The sequence below is a fragment of the Streptomyces sp. NPDC052687 genome (assembly GCF_040678395.1).
Classification (GTDB): Bacteria; Actinomycetota; Actinomycetes; order Streptomycetales; family Streptomycetaceae; genus Streptomyces.
In genome coordinates, this window is the sequence record NZ_JBFATR010000003.1 from 14,374 (window position 1) to 31,257 (window position 16,884).

17 protein-coding genes are annotated in these 16,884 nt (G+C 75.0%); 9 read left to right on the plus strand and 8 right to left on the minus strand.

Annotated features, from left to right (window positions below; translation table 11 throughout):
• Window positions 1–18: 18 nt before the first annotated feature.
• On the plus strand, window positions 19–309 hold the full coding sequence (locus AB0K92_RS04860) for a DUF4031 domain-containing protein (protein WP_365919440.1): 291 nt from the start codon (window positions 19–21) through the stop codon (window positions 307–309).
• On the opposite strand, the gene AB0K92_RS04865 is transcribed toward AB0K92_RS04860, so the two are convergent.
• Window positions 291–1,397: a GNAT family N-acetyltransferase gene (locus AB0K92_RS04865; RefSeq protein WP_365919442.1), complete on the minus strand. Its 1,107-nt coding sequence runs from the start codon at window positions 1,395–1,397 to the stop codon at window positions 291–293. The genes AB0K92_RS04860 and AB0K92_RS04865 overlap by 19 nt on opposite strands.
• A 27-nt stretch (window positions 1,398–1,424) precedes the next feature.
• Entirely contained in the window at window positions 1,425–2,075 is a 651-nt protein-coding gene (locus tag AB0K92_RS04870) for a hypothetical protein (RefSeq protein WP_365919444.1), read from the minus strand.
• Between the two features lie 40 nt (window positions 2,076–2,115).
• Here AB0K92_RS04870 and AB0K92_RS04875 point away from each other — a divergent pair, with 40 nt between their 5' ends.
• A complete protein-coding gene (locus AB0K92_RS04875) occupies window positions 2,116–2,790 on the plus strand; it encodes a maleylpyruvate isomerase family mycothiol-dependent enzyme (RefSeq protein ID WP_365919446.1) in 675 nt (224 codons plus the stop codon).
• 143 nt (window positions 2,791–2,933) lie between these two features.
• Entirely contained in the window at window positions 2,934–3,629 is a 696-nt protein-coding gene (locus AB0K92_RS04880; protein ID WP_365919448.1) for a copper homeostasis protein CutC, read from the plus strand.
• Window positions 3,630–3,806: 177 nt separating this feature from the next.
• Here AB0K92_RS04880 and AB0K92_RS04885 read toward each other — a convergent pair whose 3' ends face one another.
• Window positions 3,807–5,771: a UvrD-helicase domain-containing protein gene (locus AB0K92_RS04885; protein WP_365919883.1), complete on the minus strand. Its 1,965-nt coding sequence runs from the start codon at window positions 5,769–5,771 to the stop codon at window positions 3,807–3,809.
• 413 nt (window positions 5,772–6,184) lie between these two features.
• Between AB0K92_RS04885 and AB0K92_RS04890 the strand changes: the two genes are divergently transcribed.
• Together AB0K92_RS04890 and AB0K92_RS04895 are read left to right on the plus strand one after the other, a co-directional pair.
• Window positions 6,185–6,373: a hypothetical protein gene (locus tag AB0K92_RS04890; protein WP_365919450.1), complete on the plus strand. Its 189-nt coding sequence runs from the start codon at window positions 6,185–6,187 to the stop codon at window positions 6,371–6,373.
• Window positions 6,374–6,390: 17 nt separating this feature from the next.
• On the plus strand, window positions 6,391–7,590 hold the full coding sequence (locus AB0K92_RS04895) for a glycosyltransferase 87 family protein (protein WP_365919453.1): 1,200 nt from the start codon (window positions 6,391–6,393) through the stop codon (window positions 7,588–7,590).
• A 75-nt stretch (window positions 7,591–7,665) separates the two neighbouring features.
• On the opposite strand, the gene AB0K92_RS04900 is transcribed toward AB0K92_RS04895, so the two are convergent.
• Window positions 7,666–9,309 (minus strand): DNA repair helicase XPB, encoded by a 1,644-nt coding sequence (locus tag AB0K92_RS04900; protein ID WP_365919455.1) that lies wholly within the window; start codon window positions 9,307–9,309, stop codon window positions 7,666–7,668.
• Between the two features lie 164 nt (window positions 9,310–9,473).
• On the opposite strand from AB0K92_RS04900, the gene istB reads away from it, so the two are divergent.
• Window positions 9,474–10,700, plus strand: a complete 1,227-nt coding sequence (gene istB / locus AB0K92_RS04905) for an IS21-like element helper ATPase IstB (protein WP_365919457.1) — start codon at window positions 9,474–9,476, stop codon at window positions 10,698–10,700.
• On the opposite strand, the gene AB0K92_RS04910 is transcribed toward istB, so the two are convergent.
• The 3 genes from AB0K92_RS04910 to AB0K92_RS04920 form a co-directional block, all read right to left on the minus strand.
• Window positions 10,681–10,962: a hypothetical protein gene (locus AB0K92_RS04910; protein WP_365919459.1), complete on the minus strand. Its 282-nt coding sequence runs from the start codon at window positions 10,960–10,962 to the stop codon at window positions 10,681–10,683. The genes istB and AB0K92_RS04910 overlap by 20 nt on opposite strands.
• 101 nt (window positions 10,963–11,063) lie before the next feature.
• Window positions 11,064–11,192, minus strand: a complete 129-nt coding sequence (locus tag AB0K92_RS04915; RefSeq protein WP_365919461.1) for a hypothetical protein — start codon at window positions 11,190–11,192, stop codon at window positions 11,064–11,066.
• A 199-nt stretch (window positions 11,193–11,391) separates the two neighbouring features.
• Complete coding sequence (locus tag AB0K92_RS04920; protein ID WP_365919463.1) at window positions 11,392–14,001, minus strand: helicase C-terminal domain-containing protein; 2,610 nt, start codon at window positions 13,999–14,001, stop codon at window positions 11,392–11,394.
• 304 nt (window positions 14,002–14,305) lie between these two features.
• On the opposite strand from AB0K92_RS04920, the gene AB0K92_RS04925 reads away from it, so the two are divergent.
• The gene (locus tag AB0K92_RS04925) at window positions 14,306–15,355 is read left to right on the plus strand and encodes a hypothetical protein (protein WP_365919465.1); all 1,050 of its coding nucleotides are present in this window, start codon (window positions 14,306–14,308) and stop codon (window positions 15,353–15,355) included.
• A 76-nt stretch (window positions 15,356–15,431) separates the two neighbouring features.
• Window positions 15,432–16,106, plus strand: a complete 675-nt coding sequence (locus AB0K92_RS04930; protein ID WP_365919467.1) for a haloacid dehalogenase-like hydrolase — start codon at window positions 15,432–15,434, stop codon at window positions 16,104–16,106.
• On the opposite strand, the gene AB0K92_RS04935 is transcribed toward AB0K92_RS04930, so the two are convergent.
• Window positions 16,052–16,333 carry a hypothetical protein gene (locus AB0K92_RS04935; protein ID WP_165999896.1) on the minus strand — a complete coding sequence of 94 codons (282 nt, stop codon included), beginning with the start codon at window positions 16,331–16,333 and terminating at the stop codon, window positions 16,052–16,054. The genes AB0K92_RS04930 and AB0K92_RS04935 overlap by 55 nt on opposite strands.
• Window positions 16,334–16,497: 164 nt before the next feature.
• On the opposite strand from AB0K92_RS04935, the gene AB0K92_RS04940 reads away from it, so the two are divergent.
• Window positions 16,498–16,881 (plus strand): cold-shock protein, encoded by a 384-nt coding sequence (locus AB0K92_RS04940; protein ID WP_165999894.1) that lies wholly within the window; start codon window positions 16,498–16,500, stop codon window positions 16,879–16,881.
• Window positions 16,882–16,884 lie beyond the last annotated feature (3 nt).

The following is a 16,884-nucleotide window of genomic DNA, read 5'->3' on the forward strand; positions in this document are numbered from 1 at the left end:
GACCGGGAAGGCGGCCTTGTGACGGTGTACATCGACCCGCCGGCCTGGCCGGGCCACGGCCGGTTCTGGTCCCACCTGGTCAGCGACGCCTCGTACGACGAACTGCACGCCTTCGCCGCCCGCCTCGGCGTGCCCCGCCGCGCCTTCGACCGCGACCACTACGACATCCCCGCGCACCGCTACGCCGACGCGGTCCGCGCGGGCGCCGTCGAGGTCACCTCGCGCGAGGTGGTGCGGCTGCTGCACGGCGCCGGACTGCGCCGCCGCAAGCGGTCCTCGGGGTCCGCCGGTCAGCCCCGCAACTCGTAGGCGAACAGCTCGTCCTCCGCCGCGACCCGCCGGAACCCGGCCCGCGCCACGACCCGCTGCGACGGGAGGTTCGCCGGCTCCACCGTGGCGAACAGCGACCGCACGTCCGTCCTGGCCAGCGCCCACTCGGACAGCGCGCGCAGCGCCTCGGTGGCGTAGCCCCGGCCGCGCGCGGACGTGGCGAGGTCGTAGCCGATCTCCGTGCGGCCGTCCTCGTCCGGCGGGCCGTGGAAGCCCATCCCGCCGACCGCCCGCGCGTCCTCCTCGCGGACCAGCACGAACAGCCCGAACTCGGGCCGGTGCACCCCGGTCTCGTACGCCTTGAGGGTCATCGCGGCGGCCTCGCGCGTGCCCTCGTACGGCCCGCCCTCCACCCAGTCGAACCCGCCGTTCCCGCCGACGGCGAGATCCGCTGCCGCCGCCGGGGTGACACCCTCCAGGGTGAGGCGCCCGGCGGGGATGACGAGACTGTTGGTCCACATCCACTCCGTGACCGGCTCCCGCCCGTGCAGGCCGCCGCGCCCGGTGGCCCACAGCAGGGTCGGCCAGGGCGCGGGGCCCGGCCGGACCTTCGGGAAGATCCGGGTGAGGGCGAACTCGGCGAGCCGGCCGTCCGGTTCGTACGCCAGCCCGAACCCGGTGGCGATGTCATAGGTGTGGAGCAGCGTCTCGGTCACGCCCATCGCGGCGAAGCCCTCGCCGTTCGCGCTGCCGAACGGGAACGGGTGGAAGGCGCGGGCGCGGGGCGGGGTGGTGCGCACGGCCATCGCGAGCAGGGTGCCGGTGGTCTCCAGGACGTCGAGGAGCCCGGCCGGGTCCGCGCCCTCGTCGACGGCCGGACCCAGTGGCGCGTAACGGTCCGTGTGCCGTCCCCGGCCCGCCAGTTGACCGGCGTACGCGAGCAGCGCGCCCGCCAGGTGCTCCGCCGCGCGGCGGCAGCTCCACTCCAGGGAGCCCGCCCGCGTGCCGTCCCAGTCCCGCCGCGCCGCCGCCCGCAGCACCCGCGCCGCGTCCGCCACCACCCGCTCGACGGCCTCGGCCGCCCGCTCGACGGCCTCGGCCGCCCGCTGTCCGCCCACGTCAGTCATGCCCGGCAGGCTAGGGGAGCGAGCGGCTCACGACGACAGCATTTCCAGCTCGGCGGTGACGTTGTAGCGGGCGGTCGCCTCCCAGTGCTCGGCGCCGTACGGGGTGCGGAACAGCCGGGGCAGGGCCAGCAGATCGCGCAGGATCGCGGCGCGGCCCGCGCGGAAGGCGTCGGAGGGGATGAAGCCGTACTCCTCGCGCACGGCCGCCGTGTAGGCGGCGTACGCGGACGGCGGCGAGGCGAGGACCGCCAGGTCCGCGTCGCACAGCACCTGCCCGTTGCGGTCGCCGTCGGCGGGCGCGTGCCCGGCGGTCAGCCGCACCAGCCGCGCCACCTCGGCGGTCGCCTCCCGCGCCAGCCCCGCCTCGGCCAGCGCCCGCTCGGCGAGCCGCGCCGACCGCTCCTCGTTCTCGGACCGCTCCGGCAGGTACACCGCGTCGTGGAACCAGGCGGCCAGCCGCACCAGGTCCGGATCGTCCGCGTACTCCTCCAGCGTGTCGACGTGGTCGAGGACCGCCGTGAGATGGGCGAGCGTGTGATACCGCCGCTGCGGCTCCCGCCACCGCCCCAGCAGATCGTCGGCGTACGGCGACGGGTCCGGCCCGTCACCGGGGTGACGGGCCCGCTCCAGACAGCGGCTGAACCGGGCGCGCAGTTCCTCGGCATCGACATCGGCCATGAGCACATTCTCTCGCGCGGCGGGGCCCTAGCGTGGCCGTATGACTTCTGTGGACGTGAGGGACGTACGGGACCCGGAACTGCCCGGCCGGCTGCTGACCATCGAGCGGGACGCGCTGGTGCCGCTGCTGCGGAGCCGGGCGGAGAGCGACTTCGCGCTGCCGGTGGCCGCCTGCCCCGGCTGGACGGTGCGGGACGTGCTCGCGCACTGCTCGGCGGCGCTCACGCGGGTGGTGGAGAACCGGTTCGAGAAGGGCGTGTTCTCGCCCGAGTCCAACGACCGGGACATCGCCGAGCGGGCCGACTGGACGAACGCGCGGGTCGTGGACGAGCTGGAGCGCGGGATGACCGAGGCCGGGCCGGTGATCGCCCGGTCCGGCGGGGTGCTGGACATGATCGCGCTGGGGGAGTGGGTGCACGCGGGTGACGTGCGGGAGGTGTTCGGCGAGCCCGGCGCGTACGGCGGGGCGGGGCTGCCGTACGCGCTGGACCTGCTCGCCCGGCTCACCCGCGAGCGGGGCCATGTGCCGCTGCACGCCGACCTCGACGACCGGGACGAGCCGCTGCTGCTCGGCGAGGCGAGCGGCACCCGGCCGCCGGCCCGGTTCATCGGGTCCGCGCCCACCCTGATCCGGCTGTACGCGGGGCGGCCGACGGCGGGCGCGGACTACGAGCTGGCCGGGGTGGGGGCGGCCGGGCTGAACATCTTCGGGTGAGCGGGGGCGGGCGGCAGGCGTAGTCTTTGATTGGACTAGACCTGTAGAGCTGAGGATCCGCAGGTCTGAAGCTCCGTAGACCTGTAGAGCCGTAGACCTGTAGAGCCGTGGTGCGGCGGGCCCGCGCCGACGAATGGGGTGTCATGAGCAAGCGTGCAGTCCTGGAGGTGATCGCCCTCGACGCCGAGGACGCGACCGCCGCCCAGGCCGGAGGCGCGGACCGCCTGGAGCTGGTCACCGACATGGCCGCCGACGGACTGACCCCGTCCACGGCGGCCTTCCGCGCGATCCGCGCCGCCGTCGACATCCCGCTGCGGGTGATGCTGCGGCTCGGCGACGGGTTCGCCGCCGCCGACCTCGACCGGCTCGTCGCCCGCGCCCGCGAACTGCGCGGCGCCGGGGCCGACCAGTTCGTGCTCGGCTTCCTCGACCCGCACGGCGGCCTCGACCTGTACGCCGTCGAGCGGGTCGTCGCCGCCCTGGACGGCTGCTCCTGGACCTTCCACCGGGCCATCGACCACGCCGCCGACCGCGACGCCCTGCGCAAGCAGCTCGACGGCCTGCCCGGCCTCGACACCTACCTCACCGCCGGTTCCGCCACCGACGTGGACGACGGGCTTCCCACCCTGCTCACCGAGGCGGCCCGCGGCGGCGAGCCCGGCTACCAGCAGCGCATCCTGGTCGGCGGCGGGCTGCGGCTCGATCACGTGCCGCGGCTGCTGGCGGCGGGGATCGACGCCTTCCACATCGGCGGGGCGGCGCGGCCGCGGGGCTGGTCCGGGCCGGTCTCGGCGGAGGCGGTCGCCGAGTGGCGGAGGGCTGTGGACGCCGCGGTCTGAGGGGGGGGGCGACCGCGCGTCGCGGGCTGCGGGTGCGTCGTGGGTCGCTCGCGCAGTTCCCCGCGCCCCTGAAGTGAGTGAACTGGACCCACTTCCAGGGGCGCGGGGAACTGCGCGACCAGCCACACACCACCCGCAGACCGACGACGACAATGCCGCCCCGAACCTGCCGGACCCTCAGTCCAACTGGACCGGCAGCGGCGCCCCGTGCGTCACGATCAACCCCGACACCGCACGGGTCAGCGCCACGTACAGCCGCCGCAGCCCCGTCCGCTCGTCCGGCTCCCCGTCCACCACCGCCTGCGGCTCGTCCAGCACCACGTAGTCGTACTCCAGACCCTTCGCGAGCGAGGCGGGGACCAGCGTCAGACGGGTCTCCCGGGTGGTCTCCTCACCGGGGGCGAGATACGGCAGCCCCGCCTCCGTCAGCGCCTCCGCGAGCACCGGCACGCGCGCGTCGGCGGCGATCAGGCCGACCGAGCCCTCGTTGCGCAGCAGCTCCGCGCAGGCGGCGACCACGTCGGCGGCACCGGCGGCCGGGCGCACCTCGAACAGGCCCGGATTCTCCCGGATCGACGCGACCGGGGTGAGGCCCGGCGCGATGTGCGGGAGCAGCCGGGAGGCGTACGTGATGACGTCCGTCGGCACCCGGAAACCGGCCGTCAGCTCCTCGATCACCGCCTCCGGCTTCCCCAGGTGCGCCAGCGCCTCCTCCCAGCTGCGGGTCGCCCACGGCGTGGTGCCCTGCGCCAGGTCGCCGAGGACGGTCGCGCTGCCGGTGGTGCAGCGGCGGCCCACCGCCCGGTACTGCATCGGTGACAGGTCCTGCGCCTCGTCCAGCACCACGTGCCCCAGCGACGGCGTGCGCTCCACCAGATCGGCCGCCTCGTCGATCAGCACCGCGTCGGCGGGCGACCACCTGGCGGACTTCACGCTCCGGGCGGGCCTCGCCCACAGGATCGTCTTCTGCTCGTCCTCGGTGAGGATCCCCGCCGCGTGCTCGGCCAGGAAGTCCGCGTCCGACAGCAGCCGCAGCACCAGCTTCGCCGGGTCCACCGCCGGCCAGACCGCCTTCACCGCCGCCTTCACCGCGCTGTTACGGGCCACCGCGTCCTGCACCCGGTCGTCCGGCGCCTCGCCCGCCCGCTCCATCTGCACCAGCACCGCGTGCGCGATCCGCTGCGGCAGCGCCTCGCGGGCCGCGCCGTAGCGGATGTCGCGGTCCAGCAACTCGCGGACGATGTCCCGCAGTTCGTACGCCGGGACCCGCCAGCGCCGCGAGCCGCGTACGACGACGACCGGCTCGGTGGGCATCGACACATGGGAGTACACGGCCCGGCGCAGCACCTGGGCCATCCGCGCGTCCCCCTTCACCACCGCCGCCCCCGCCTCGTCCGTGCCGCGCACCTCGACGTGCGCCACCAGGTCGTCCACCGTGGCCTGACGCACCGTCAACTCGCCGAGCGCGGGCAGCACCTGCTCGATGTAGTGCAGGAAGGACCGGTTCGGGCCGATCACCAGGGTGCCCGTGCGGGCCAGCCGCTCCCGGTGGGCGTACAGCAGATAGGCGACGCGGTGCAGGCCGACGGCCGTCTTGCCGGTGCCGGGACCGCCCTGCACGCACACCGTGCCGCCCAGCCCCGAGCGGACGATCTCGTCCTGCTCCGGCTGGATGGTGGCCACGATGTCCCGCATCGGGCCGACGCGCGGCTTCTCGATCTCCCGCTGGAGCAGCCGGCTGGCCTTCGCCGCCTCCGCCGGGTCCGACAGCCGCTCGTCCTCGTACGCGGTCAGCTCGCCGCCCGTGTACCCGAACCGGCGGCGCAGCGAGACGTCCATCGGGTCCTTCTTCGACGCCCGGTAGAACGGCTGCGACACCGGCGCGCGCCAGTCGATCACCATCGGATCGCCGTCGGCGTCGTGCACGTGCCGCCGCCCGATGTAGAAGCGTTCCCCCTCGGCGCCCTCCGCCTGCCGGGCGCCGGGCGCGTGCGAATAGTCCAGGCGGCCGAAGAACAGCGGGGTGTCGCTGAGGTCGGCGAGCGCCTTGATCCGCTCATCGATCTGGCGCTCCAGGACCCGGGCGTTCACCCAGTTCGCGCTGACGTCGCGGATGTCCAGCGACTCCACGTCCTCCCGCATGGCGCGCAGCGCGGCACGGGAGGCGGCGAGGTGCGCGCGCTCACGGGAGAGGGGATCGGTGCGGTCGGCGGTGGACAAGGCGGTGCCTCCGAAGGGACCTGCGAGGGGGTGGGCGGGCCTGCGAGATGCCGACCGGTTTCCGTCCGGGCGGCGGCACTCCGTGCGGGGAGGCGGGCAAGAGCGGAGATTTTAGAGGAACGGCGCGAGCGGACGCGAACGGTTTTCGGCGCGCTCCCCGCACACCCCCGGGCGCTCCCGCACGCCCCTGGGCGCCCACCGCTCGCCCCCTCCGCTCGCCCCTCCGCCCGCCCCGCACTTCCCCCTCGGGACGTACGGCCGCCCCCGGCCCCCTAGGGGACACCACCGACCGAAGACCGATGCGGGTCTTATGTCCGGGAATCCACCATGGAGACATGAGTGCAGCAGCCATCACCCCAGCTCCGGCCCGCGCCCGGCCTCCGTCCGGTGCGACCGCCGTCGCGGGCAGCCACCGGCACCGCCTCGGCGACGCGCTCCGTGCCGTGAGGGTCTTCGCGGGCGCCTTCTTCGACGTGGTCGTCCTCGGGGAGTACGGCGAGGAGGCGGGCGTGCGCCGCAGGTGACGGTCTAGGGTCACCGCGTGACCCGCCGTGCACACAGCGCCACCCCCCTGCTCCTTCTCGCGGTCTCCCTCACGGCGTTCGCCGTGCTGTGCGTGGCCCAGCGCGCCCCCATGGCCGACGCGCTGGTCTACCAGGCGGAGGGCGAGGCGGTCCTCGACGGCCGTGACCTGTACGGCTTCACGGTCACCGAGTGGCATCTCCCGGCCACCTACCCGCCCTTCGCCGCCCTTCTCTTCACCCCTGCGGCCTGGCTCTCCACCACCGCCCTCAAAGCGGCCTTCCTCACCGGGAACACCCTCCTGGTGGCCTGCCTGGTGCGTCTGTCGGCCCGGCTCGCGGGGCTGCGCGCCACCGCCCCGGCGCTGTGCGCCGCCACGGCCCTCGCCCTGTGGCTCGAACCGGTCTTCCAGACCCTGCTCTTCGGCCAGATCAACCTCGCTCTGGCCTGCCTGGTCCTGTGGGACCTGACCCGCCCGGCCGGTGCCCGCGCCCGGGGCGTGGCGGTGGGCGTCGCGGCCGGGATCAAGCTGACCCCGGCCGTCTTCATCGCGTACCTGCTGCTGACCGGACGGCGGCGCGAGGCGGCGACGGCCACGGCCGCGTTCACCGGCACCGTCCTCGCCGGCGCGCTGCTGCTGCCCGCCGCCAGCGCCGACTTCTGGCTGCGCCGGCTGTGGGAGACCGGCCGGGTCGGCAAGCCCTGGATCGTCGACAACCAGTCCCTGCAGGGGATGATCGCCCGCGCGCTGGGCGACCCGGCGCCCGGCCCGGCCTGGTGGCTCCCGGCGCTCCTGGCGGCGGCGGGCGGCCTGTGGCTCGCGGCCCGCGCGGCCGGTGACCGCCACGGCATCCCGCTCGCCGCGACGACCGCCCTGCTCGTCTCACCGGTCAGCTGGTCCCACCACTGGGTGTGGTGCGTCCCCCTGATCGCGGTCCTGCTCGCGGACGGCCGCCCCCGCCTCGCCGCGCTCACGGCCGCCGTCTTCACCGCCCGCACCCTGTGGCTCGTCCCCCACGAGGGGCCCCGCGACCTCCACCTCCCGTGGTGGCAGCAGCTCCTGGCGTCGCCGTACCCCCTGCTGGGGCTGGCGGTGCTGGTGGGCTCAGCGGTCCCCGGAGCGGTCCACGGGCAGCAGGATGTCCGCGTCGTCGAAGACGCGCAGCATCACCGGCACCAGGCGGCCCCGCGAGACCACGTACTCCGCGACGATGTGTGAGGTGAGCCGGATCTCCCGGTCCTGCTCGCCCACTCCTGTCGGCCGCGAGACCTCGGTGTACGGCGGGGCCGTCTGTCAGCTCTCCGCCAGCAGCTCGTCCGCGTCCACGATCCGGTACGCGTAGCCCTGCTCGGCGAGGAAGCGCTGGCGGTGGGCGGCGAAGTCCTGGTCGATGGTGTCGCGGGCGACGACCGAGTAGAAGTGCGCCTGGTGGCCGTCGGACTTCGGGCGCAGGACGCGGCCGAGGCGCTGCGCCTCCTCCTGGCGGGAGCCGAAGGTGCCGGAGACCTGGACGGCGACGGTGGCCTCGGGCAGGTCGATGGAGAAGTTCGCCACCTTCGAGACCACCAGGACACTGATCTCGCCCCGGCGGAACGCGTCGAACAGCTTCTCGCGCTGGGCGTTCGACGTCTCGCCCTTGATGACCGGCGCGCCCAGGTGCTCGCCCAGCTCGTCCAGCTGGTCGATGTACTGGCCGATCACCAGGATCTGCTGGCCCGCGAAGCGGCGCACGATGGCCTCGGTGACCTTCCGCTTGGTGTCCGTCGTCGCGCAGAACCGGTACTTCTCCTCCGCCTCGGCCGTCGCGTACGCCAGCCGCTCGGCGTCGGTCAGGTTCACCCGCACCTCGACGCAGTCGGCGGGCGCGATGTACCCCTGCGCCTCGATCTCCTTCCACGGCGCGTCGAACCGCTTCGGCCCGATGAGCGAGAACACGTCCGACTCGCGGCCGTCCTCGCGGACCAGCGTCGCCGTCAGACCGATCCGCCGCCGCGCCTGGAGGTCGGCGGTGAACTTGAACACCGGCGCGGGCAGCAGGTGCACCTCGTCGTAGACGATCAGGCCCCAGTCGCGGGAGTCGAACAGCTCCAGGTGCGGGTAGACGCCCTTCCGCCGGGTCGTCAGCACCTGGTAGGTGGCGATCGTGACCGGGCGGATCTCCTTCTTCGTGCCGCTGTACTCGCCGATCTCGTCCTCGGTCAGCGAGGTCCGCTTCACCAGCTCGTGCTTCCACTGCCGGGCGGAGACGGTGTTCGTGACGAGGATCAGCGTCGTCGACTTGGCCTGCGCCATCGCCCCCGCCCCGACCAGCGTCTTCCCCGCGCCGCAGGGCAGCACGACGACACCCGACCCGCCGTGCCAGAAGTTCTCCACCGCCTGCCGCTGGTACGGCCGCAGCGTCCAGCCGTCCTCCAGCAGCTCGATCGGGTGCGCCTCGCCGTCCACGTACCCGGCGAGGTCCTCGGCGGGCCAGCCCAGCTTCAGCAGCGTCTGCTTGATCTGCCCGCGCTCGGAGGGGTGCACGGCGACCGTGTCCGGGTCGATGCGGGCGCCGACCAGCGGGGCGATCCGCTTGGACTTCAGCACCTCCTCCAGCACCGGCCGGTCGGTGGTGGTCAGCACCAGCCCGTGCGCGGGGTGCTTGACCAGGGACAGCCGGCCGTAGCGGTCCATGGTCTCGGCGATGTCGACGAGCAGCGCGTGCGGCACCGGGTAGCGGCTGTACTCGACCAGCGCGTCCACCACCTGCTCGGCGTCGTGCCCGGCGGCGCGCGCGTTCCACAGCCCCAGCGGCGTCACCCGGTAGGTGTGGATGTGCTCCGGCGCCCGCTCCAGCTCGGCGAACGGCGCGATGGCCCGACGGCAGTCGTCGGCCCGCTCGTGGTCGACCTCCAGGAGCAGGGTCTTGTCGGACTGGACGATCAGCGGTCCGTTCACGTGCGTACATCCTTCCGCGCGGCCAAACGTCCAGTGTGCCTGATCCGGCCGGGTGGGCGACCGGTCCGGCGTGGCCGGTCCTACAGGATGTCTATTCAGCCTCACGGGTGGCGGGGTGCGGCCGTACGGCGGAGGCATGCGAAGAATGACGCAGTGTGCAGCACATGACTCGGACGCCGCCACCGCCCACCGCCACGCTCGGGTACGCCCTGTTCGCCACCCGCTGGCTCCAGGCCCCGCTGTACTTCGGCCTGGTCGCCGTACAGGGCGTGTATGTCTACAAGTTCTTCAACGAGCTGTGGACGTTAATCGTCCGGTGCGTGGCCGGGCGGGCCGACGAGACGTACGTCATGCTCGCCGTGCTGAAGCTCGTCGACGTCGTGATGATCGCCAACCTGCTGATCATGGTGATCGTCGGCGGCTACGAGACCTTCGTCTCCCGGATCGACCTCCAGGGCCACCGGGACCAGCCGGAATGGCTCTCGCACGTCAACCCGAACGTGCTGAAGGTCAAGCTGGCCACCGCCATCGTGGGCATCTCCTCCGTCCACCTGCTCCAGATGTTCGTGGACGTCGACCACACCCCCCACCACTCGCTGCTGTGGGGCACGGTGATCCACATGGCGTTCATCGTGTCCGCCGCGATCCTCGCCTACATGTCGGGGGAGATGGTGGCCCGCGTCGAGCACCACCACGCCAAGGAGCACCGGCCCACGGAGACCGAGCGGGCCGGGGAGTCCGGGCCCGCACCGGCCGGGGACGCCCCGGTGACCGTCCCCGCCCAGGCCGGCCCGCCCGTGTGGGAGGACCACGCCGAGGACCGGATCCGGGCCGCCGGGTTCCCCGCCCGCAAGCAGCTGGAGGACTTCGACACCGACCACCCGCGCGCCTTCGACCGCGACACGGTCGCGCGCCTCGGCAAGCTCGACTTCGTCTCCGCGCGCCGCAACGTGCTCTTCACCGGCGGCCCCGGCACCGGCAAGACCCACCTCGCGATCGGGCTGGGGCTGCGGGCCTGCCAGGCCGGGCACCGGGTGCTGTTCGCGACCGCCGCGGAGTGGGCGGCCCGGCTCGCGGAGGCGGAGGCCGCGGGACGCCTTGCGGAGGAGCTGGCCGGTCTGGACGACGCCGCCCTCCTCATCGTCGACGAGGTCGGCTACGTCCCCTTCGGCCCGGACGCCACGCGCCTGCTGTTCCGGCTGGTCGCCCACCGCTACGAGCGCGGCTCGCTGGTCGTGACCAGCGACCGCCCGCTGGAGCGCTGGCACGAGGTGTTCGACGGCCCGGCCGTCCCGGCGATGGCGGACCGCCTCGCCCACCACGCCGAGACCGTACGGCTCGAAGGGGACAGCTACCGCAAGCGCCGCACCGCTACAGCCTGGGCAGAGTGATCGTGTCGATCAGCGGGCCCTCGATGTTGCCCACCTCGCTGACGATGGGCCCCGCCCCGGCCTCCGGCAGCGGAAGCGGCAGGGGGGCGGCGGTGGTCGCGGTGGTCGGAGCGGTCGCGGTGGTCACGGTGGCCGGGGTGGCGGCGGAGGCCTGCGGCGCCAGGGCGCCGGCCGCCGCGACGGCCGGGACCAGCGCCGCCGCGAGGACGGCGAGCGCGGTGGAGCGGGTGACGCGGGGGCGGAGGGCGGGTCCGGAGCGCATGGGAGGCGTCAGGGCCTTTCGGTGACAGGGCGGACGGGGTCGGCGGGCCGGTCCCGGAAGGTCTGAACGGGACCGGCCCTGTGCCGTGCGACGGCGGTGGATCAGACCTGCGGCGTCTCGATGACCAGTCCGGCGACATCGATGCTGATGGCCGCCGCCTGAGTGGTCAGGGCACCGAACATCAGGGCGGCGGCGGACAGGACGGCTGCCACTCGACGGGCTGCGCGCATGGGGGGTTCCTTTCGGCTGTGCTAGGCCCGAGCCGCGCGTCCGGCGGCTCGGGCGGGACCAGGACACCCGGTGGCTGCCCGGCGGTTCCCCCCGGAATGCGACGGGCCCGGCAAGCTCCCCCAAGGGTGGGAAACTCCCGGCGTGGCGTGCATGAACGCGGACGTACACCCGTACGGGTGAGCTTCGCGCCGGCGCGCGTCAGCTGCCCTCGTCCGCCAGCTCCGCCACGCCCGTGATCCGGTGCAGCGGGAAGGTGCGGACCTCGTCCGAGGTGTGGTCGTACGCCGTCACGAAGCCGCCCTCGACCCGCACCGGGGCGATGACCCGCTGGCTCGCGGCGCCCTCCGCGTTCACGTAGCCGATCCACAGCGACTGCCCGGTGAGCACCGCGGCCTGCATGGTGGCCAGCGTCTCGGCGGAGCCGGTGCGCGGCAGCGCGCCCGGCGCGGCCGGGGCCGGCCCGCCCGGCGCGCCGCCGTCGCCCGGCTTGCGCGGGGCGGTGGCGGCCAGGTCGCCCGCCCGGATCGCCCGGACGGCGGCGGAGAGCAGCGTCGCGTCGGGCACCGGCGGCCCGTCCGGCACCGGCTCGGGGGCGGTGCGCGGCGGGGTGCGGTGGGCGTGCGCGCGGGTGATCAGCACGTCGCCCTCGGCGGACTCGGCGGCCGGGGCGAAGCCCATCGCGCGCAGCCCCTCCAGCAGGCTCGCGGGGTCCGCCTGCGCGGCCAGCACCGTCGGGGCGAGGCGGCGCAGCCGCAGGCCCGCCGCCCGCTTGTCCGCCAGGATCTCGCTGAGCAGGGCGTCGTCGTCGCAGCGGACGTACGCCGAGGCGGCGCCGACCCGCAGATGACCGTGGCGGCGGGCCACGTCGTCGATCAGATAGGCGAGCGGCTGCGGCACCGGCGTACGGGAGTGCTCGGCGAGGAAGGCGTGCAGGTCGGCGGCGGTGCGGCCGGCGTCCAGGGCGCGGCGCACCGAGGCGGGCGTGAACCGGTACACCGTCGCCCCGCCCTTCGACTCCACCTCCGCGAGCACGCCCAGCGTCTCGGCCAGCGGGCGCTGGAGCGGACCCGGCGCCACGGCCGTCAGGTCGGCCTGGAGCAGCACGTGGTCCAGCGGCTCGGGCAGCAGCGGGGCGAGCACCCGGGCGGCGGCCGCGGTGGCCGTGGCCTGCTCGGCGGGGGAGAGCGGCTCGGGGACGGCGGGCACCGCGTGGTGGTGGTGATCGTGGTGATGGTGGTGGTGCACGGGGAGCTTGTCGCCGGGGCCCCGCGGCTCGGCGGCGGGAGCGTGCTCCGGCGTGTGCGCGGGGGCGGGCGCGGGGGCGCTCGCGCCGAGGAGAGCGCGCCCGTGGCGGGACAGCGCGCCGCGCCCCGTCACGCCCAGCAGCTCCGCCTCCGACAGCGTCCACTGCGCGAGCCGGGCCCGCAGGTCGTCCTCGGTGTCCCGGCCCCCGCGCGAGGGCCGCTCCCAGCGCAGCCGGGCCAGCAGCGATGCGGTGCCGGGGGCGGCGCCCTCGGGCAGCCCGGCGAGCAGGGTGAGCACCCGGTGCCGTACCTCCGGCGCGGCCGAGCGGTCGAGGCCGGGGCCGAGCGCGGACAGGCTGCGGTCCTTGGCGTCCCGCCCGCCGATCAGTCCGGGCGTGCGGGTGGCGGTGAGCCAGGCCTCGGCGAGGCGGGACCAGCGTTCGGCGGCGGGCCGCTCCAGCCAGTCGTCGTAGGCGGGGGTGGCCGCGTACCGCTCGTCGGCCTCGCCGTCGGAGGCGATCAGCCCGGCGGCGTAGGCCAGCTCCACCCAGAACGCGGCGACCGGCTCGGAGACGTCCAGGGCGACGGCGGTGCGCTTGAGGTCGCGCACGCTGAGCCCGCCGGCCCGCAGCACCGCGGGGCCGCCCTCGTCCCACTCCTTCAGCAGCTCCTCCACGGTCGCCAGCGCGGTCAGCGCCTGCCCGGCCGCGGTGGCGTCCACCACCTGCGGGCGGTGCGTGGCCGCGGCCTCGACGGCCGGCGGCACCGGCTCGGGCGCGCGGTGCGCGCGCCCGCCCCGCAGATGCAGCGCCACCTCGCGCGGCAGGACGACCGTCCCCGGCGCGGTCGGCAGCAGCAGCCCCCGGTCCAGCAGCCACCGCAGCCGGGGCGCCGGATCCGCGGTCACCTGCCCGTACGGCGGCCCCCACACCAGCCGCTCCAGCACCTGCCGCGACTCCTCGGGCGCCCCGGCGAGCAGCGCCCGCATCCGCCGGCGGTCGCGGAACAGCGCGGTGAGCGAGGCCACCGCGGAGACCGCGTCGTGCGTGGACGGCAGCCCGGCCGCGGCCACGATCTCCTGGATCCGCCCCGGCGACATCCCCGCGGTCGCCTCCCGCACCGTGGGCCCCAGCCCGGTCGGCGAGGGGTGCTGCGGCGACGGCGCCAGCAGCTCCCGGGCGGTGCGCACCAGCCGCAGCCGCTCGTCGTCCCCCCACACCAGCGCCTGCTCCCGCAGCACGCCCAGCGCCCGGGGCAGCGCGGCGGCCACCACCGGATCCCGGTCGTCCCCCGCCATCAGCCCCAGCAGCTCGTCGTACGACGCCGGGTCCCCGGCCACGGCCAGCGCCTGCGCCGTCTGCGACACGAACCGGTCCAGCCGCTCCAGCGCCCGCACCACCGAGGCCCGCGTCCCCGCCCGGGTCGCCAGCTGCGTCAGATCCGTCGGCACCGGCGTGATGAGATCCGGCCGGCTGCGCAGGAGCCGGGCCAGCGAGGCGTCGTCCCGACCGCGGAGCGCCTCCGCGAGGGACCGAGGGGCCACAGGCTTCTCCTCGGTGCTCATCCGGCCAACGGTAGCGGCTGCCGTCCGCCGGCATCAGCCCCGCACGACCCCCGCGAGCCGCCCGCACCGGCCCGGTGAGGGCCCGCACCCCGGCCGCGCCCCCGGCCGCGAGACCCCCGGCTGCTGCGCGCGGCGGTGCCCGGAGGCGGACAAGTCCGGTCCGCGCGAACCCCGCTGACACACCGTCCGCCGCCGCCCCCTGCGCTAACGTCGTCCCCCGGGGACGGTTCCGGCGGAAACACGCACAACACGCAAGGCACAGCGCACAACGGCACAACGGCACACCCGCCCCGGAGGGGACAGCGTGGGCATCGAGAGCGACAAGGTCGTCTACGAGTATCTGAGCCGCGTCGGCGACGTGGCGCAGCAGCGGCAGCTGCCCTCCGCCACCCGCATGCGGCTGGTCAACCAGTTGCGGGACGAGATCGACCGGCGGCGGGCGAAGGTCCCGGTGGACAGCCCCGCCGCCGTCCGCCGGATCATCGCCCGGCTGGGCAGCCCCGACGACGTGGTCACGGCGGCGGGCGACGGCACCGGCACGCGCACCGCCCCGCAGCCGCCGCCCGCCGCCGTCCCCGCCCAGCGGGACGAGACCACGGGCACCGCGCGGCGCCGCCCCGAGAAGCCCGAGAAGCCCGCCAAGCAGCCCCGCGGCCTGCCGAAGAGCCTGCGCCGCGTCGTCCCCCGCCCCCGCCCCGCCGAACCGCGGACCGCGGACGCGGACGTCCCCGCCGCCCCCCACCTGGCGGGCGCCCACGAACTCGGCGACAGCGCGGTCGAGCCGGACTGGTGGCGGGTGGAGGACACCCCGTTCGGCGCCGGGGAGGCGGTGCCCGGGTTCGTCGGCGGCGTGGAGATCCCCGACCTGCTGAAGCCGCCCCCGCGGCGCGATCCGGCGGCGCCCGGGAAGCCCCCCGCGCCGCGGACCGCGCCCGAGGACGCCGAGGGCATCGAGGAGGCGGGCGAGGCGGAGGAGGAGCCGCGGGAGGGCCGCCGCCGCTTCCTCCCGGCCGCCGGCGGCTGGAGCAACCCGCTGCTGCTGTTCGCCGCCGCCCTCCTGGTGGCGGGCGCGGTCCTCGGCAACCTCCTGGTCCTCGCCTTCGGCTGGCTCATCGTCTACGTCTCCCGCCGCCTGACCCAGGCCGAGATCAAGTGGGCGGTCATGGTCCTGCCCGGTCTCGCGGTCGCCGCCGGTTTCACCTGGCTGTGGGGCCGTACGGAGGGCCGCTGGGGGGAGCCGATCCCCGAGGGCGCGATGGGCGCGGCGATCGGCGAGACCTGGCCGTGGGTGGTGCGGGGGGCGGCGCTCGCGTCGGCGGCGTTCCTGGTCTGGCGGTCGCAGAGACAGCGCTGACCGGCGGACCGGGAACGCCGCCGCGAGCGGCGGTGCGCCCTGGTCCCGGCCGGAGCGTCACCGGCCGGTCGGCACAATGGCCCGCATGGCCTCTGCGACCTCCGCCCCGCTGACCGTCGGCTTCGACCTGGACATGACCCTGATCGACTCCCGCCCCGGCATCCGCGCCTGCTACCAGGCGCTCGCCGAGCGCACCGGCACGTTCGTCGACGCCGACCTCGCGGTCACCCGCCTCGGCCCGCCGCTGGCGCACGAGCTGCGGAACTGGTTCCCGGAGGAGGAGGTCCCGGCGATGGCCGACCTGTACCGGTCGATGTATCCGCGGTACGCCATCGCCGCCACCCCCGCGCTCCCCGGCGCCCGCGAGGCCGTCGCCGCCGTCCGGGCGGCGGGCGGGCGCGCGATCGTGGTCACGGCGAAGTACGAGCCGAACGCCGCGCTGCACCTGAGGCACCTGGGCATCGAGCCGGACGCCCTGGTCGGCGACCTGTGGGCGGAGGCGAAGGCGCAGGCCCTGCGCGAGCACGCCGCGGGCGTCTACGTCGGCGACCACCTGGGCGACATCCGCGCCGCCCGCGCCGCCGACGCCCTGGCGGTGACGGTGGCGACCGGCCCGTTCGGCGCGGACGAGCTGCGCGCGGCCGGCAGCGACGTCGTCCTCGCCGACCTGACCGCGTTCCCGCGGTGGCTGGCCGGCTACCTGGCGGAGGCCGGCGGCGCCCCGGACGCCCCGGAGGCGGCGCGCGCCTGACGCCGGCCGGCGGCGATGGACCGCATCACCCCGGCACCGGCGATCAGAAATCCGACGCCCATCAGCATGCTCAATGCGAACATGTACGTCGGAAACGGCGTCGTTCCGAGGAACAGCGGGGCCACGGTGACCAGCGTGGCCACGGCTCCGAGGAAGAACACGACGGCGCCGGCACGGATCAGCCGGTCACCGGGCGCGGCGGAATTCGGTGGGGTTTTGTCACGCACCGGACCAGGGTAGTTCCCAGCCCGAGGGAACAGCCGGGCGACGTCTTGTCAGCGGCCCCGGGACCATTAGCCTTGGTACCGGCGGGTCAGTGACGACCCGCTGTAGTGCTATCAGAAGCCGTTTCCGAAGCAGTTTTCCGACGAGTACGAGGACGAGGACAGACGTGCCTACCGGCAAGGTCAAGTGGTTCAACAGCGAGAAGGGCTTCGGCTTTCTCTCCCGCGACGACGGCGGTGACGTCTTCGTCCATTCCTCGGTTCTCCCCGCCGGAGTGGAGACGCTCAAGCCGGGTCAGCGCGTGGAATTCGGCGTGGTCGCCGGCCAGCGCGGCGACCAGGCCCTGTCGGTGATCCTGCTGGAGCCGACCCCGTCGGTCGCCGCCGCGCAGCGCAAGAAGCCGGACGAGCTGGCCTCGATCGTGCAGGATCTGACGACCCTGCTGGAGAACATCACCCCGATGCTGGAGAAGGGCCGCTACCCGGAGCGGGCCTCCGGCAAGAAGATCGCCGGCCTGCTCCGCGCGGTCGCCGACCAGCTCGACGTGTAGGAC

Bases quoted from the DNA above. Each gene is read 5' to 3' on its own strand.
- AB0K92_RS04915 (WP_365919461.1), bottom strand. From the start codon at position 11,192: ATGCGCGCAGCCCGTCGAGTGGCAGCCGTCCTGTCCGCCGCCGCCCTG.
- AB0K92_RS04875 (WP_365919446.1), top strand. From the start codon at position 2,116: ATGACTTCTGTGGACGTGAGGGACGTACGGGACCCGGAACTGCCCGGC.
- istB (WP_365919457.1), top strand. From the start codon at position 9,474: ATGACTCGGACGCCGCCACCGCCCACCGCCACGCTCGGGTACGCCCTG.
- AB0K92_RS04885 (WP_365919883.1), bottom strand. From the start codon at position 5,771: ATGCGGGAGGACGTGGAGTCGCTGGACATCCGCGACGTCAGCGCGAAC.
- AB0K92_RS04910 (WP_365919459.1), bottom strand. From the start codon at position 10,962: ATGCGCTCCGGACCCGCCCTCCGCCCCCGCGTCACCCGCTCCACCGCG.
- AB0K92_RS04930 (WP_365919467.1), top strand. From the start codon at position 15,432: ATGGCCCGCATGGCCTCTGCGACCTCCGCCCCGCTGACCGTCGGCTTC.
- AB0K92_RS04920 (WP_365919463.1), bottom strand. From the start codon at position 14,001: ATGAGCACCGAGGAGAAGCCTGTGGCCCCTCGGTCCCTCGCGGAGGCG.
- AB0K92_RS04880 (WP_365919448.1), top strand. From the start codon at position 2,934: ATGAGCAAGCGTGCAGTCCTGGAGGTGATCGCCCTCGACGCCGAGGAC.
- AB0K92_RS04890 (WP_365919450.1), top strand. From the start codon at position 6,185: ATGAGTGCAGCAGCCATCACCCCAGCTCCGGCCCGCGCCCGGCCTCCG.
- AB0K92_RS04865 (WP_365919442.1), bottom strand. From the start codon at position 1,397: ATGACTGACGTGGGCGGACAGCGGGCGGCCGAGGCCGTCGAGCGGGCG.
- AB0K92_RS04870 (WP_365919444.1), bottom strand. From the start codon at position 2,075: ATGGCCGATGTCGATGCCGAGGAACTGCGCGCCCGGTTCAGCCGCTGT.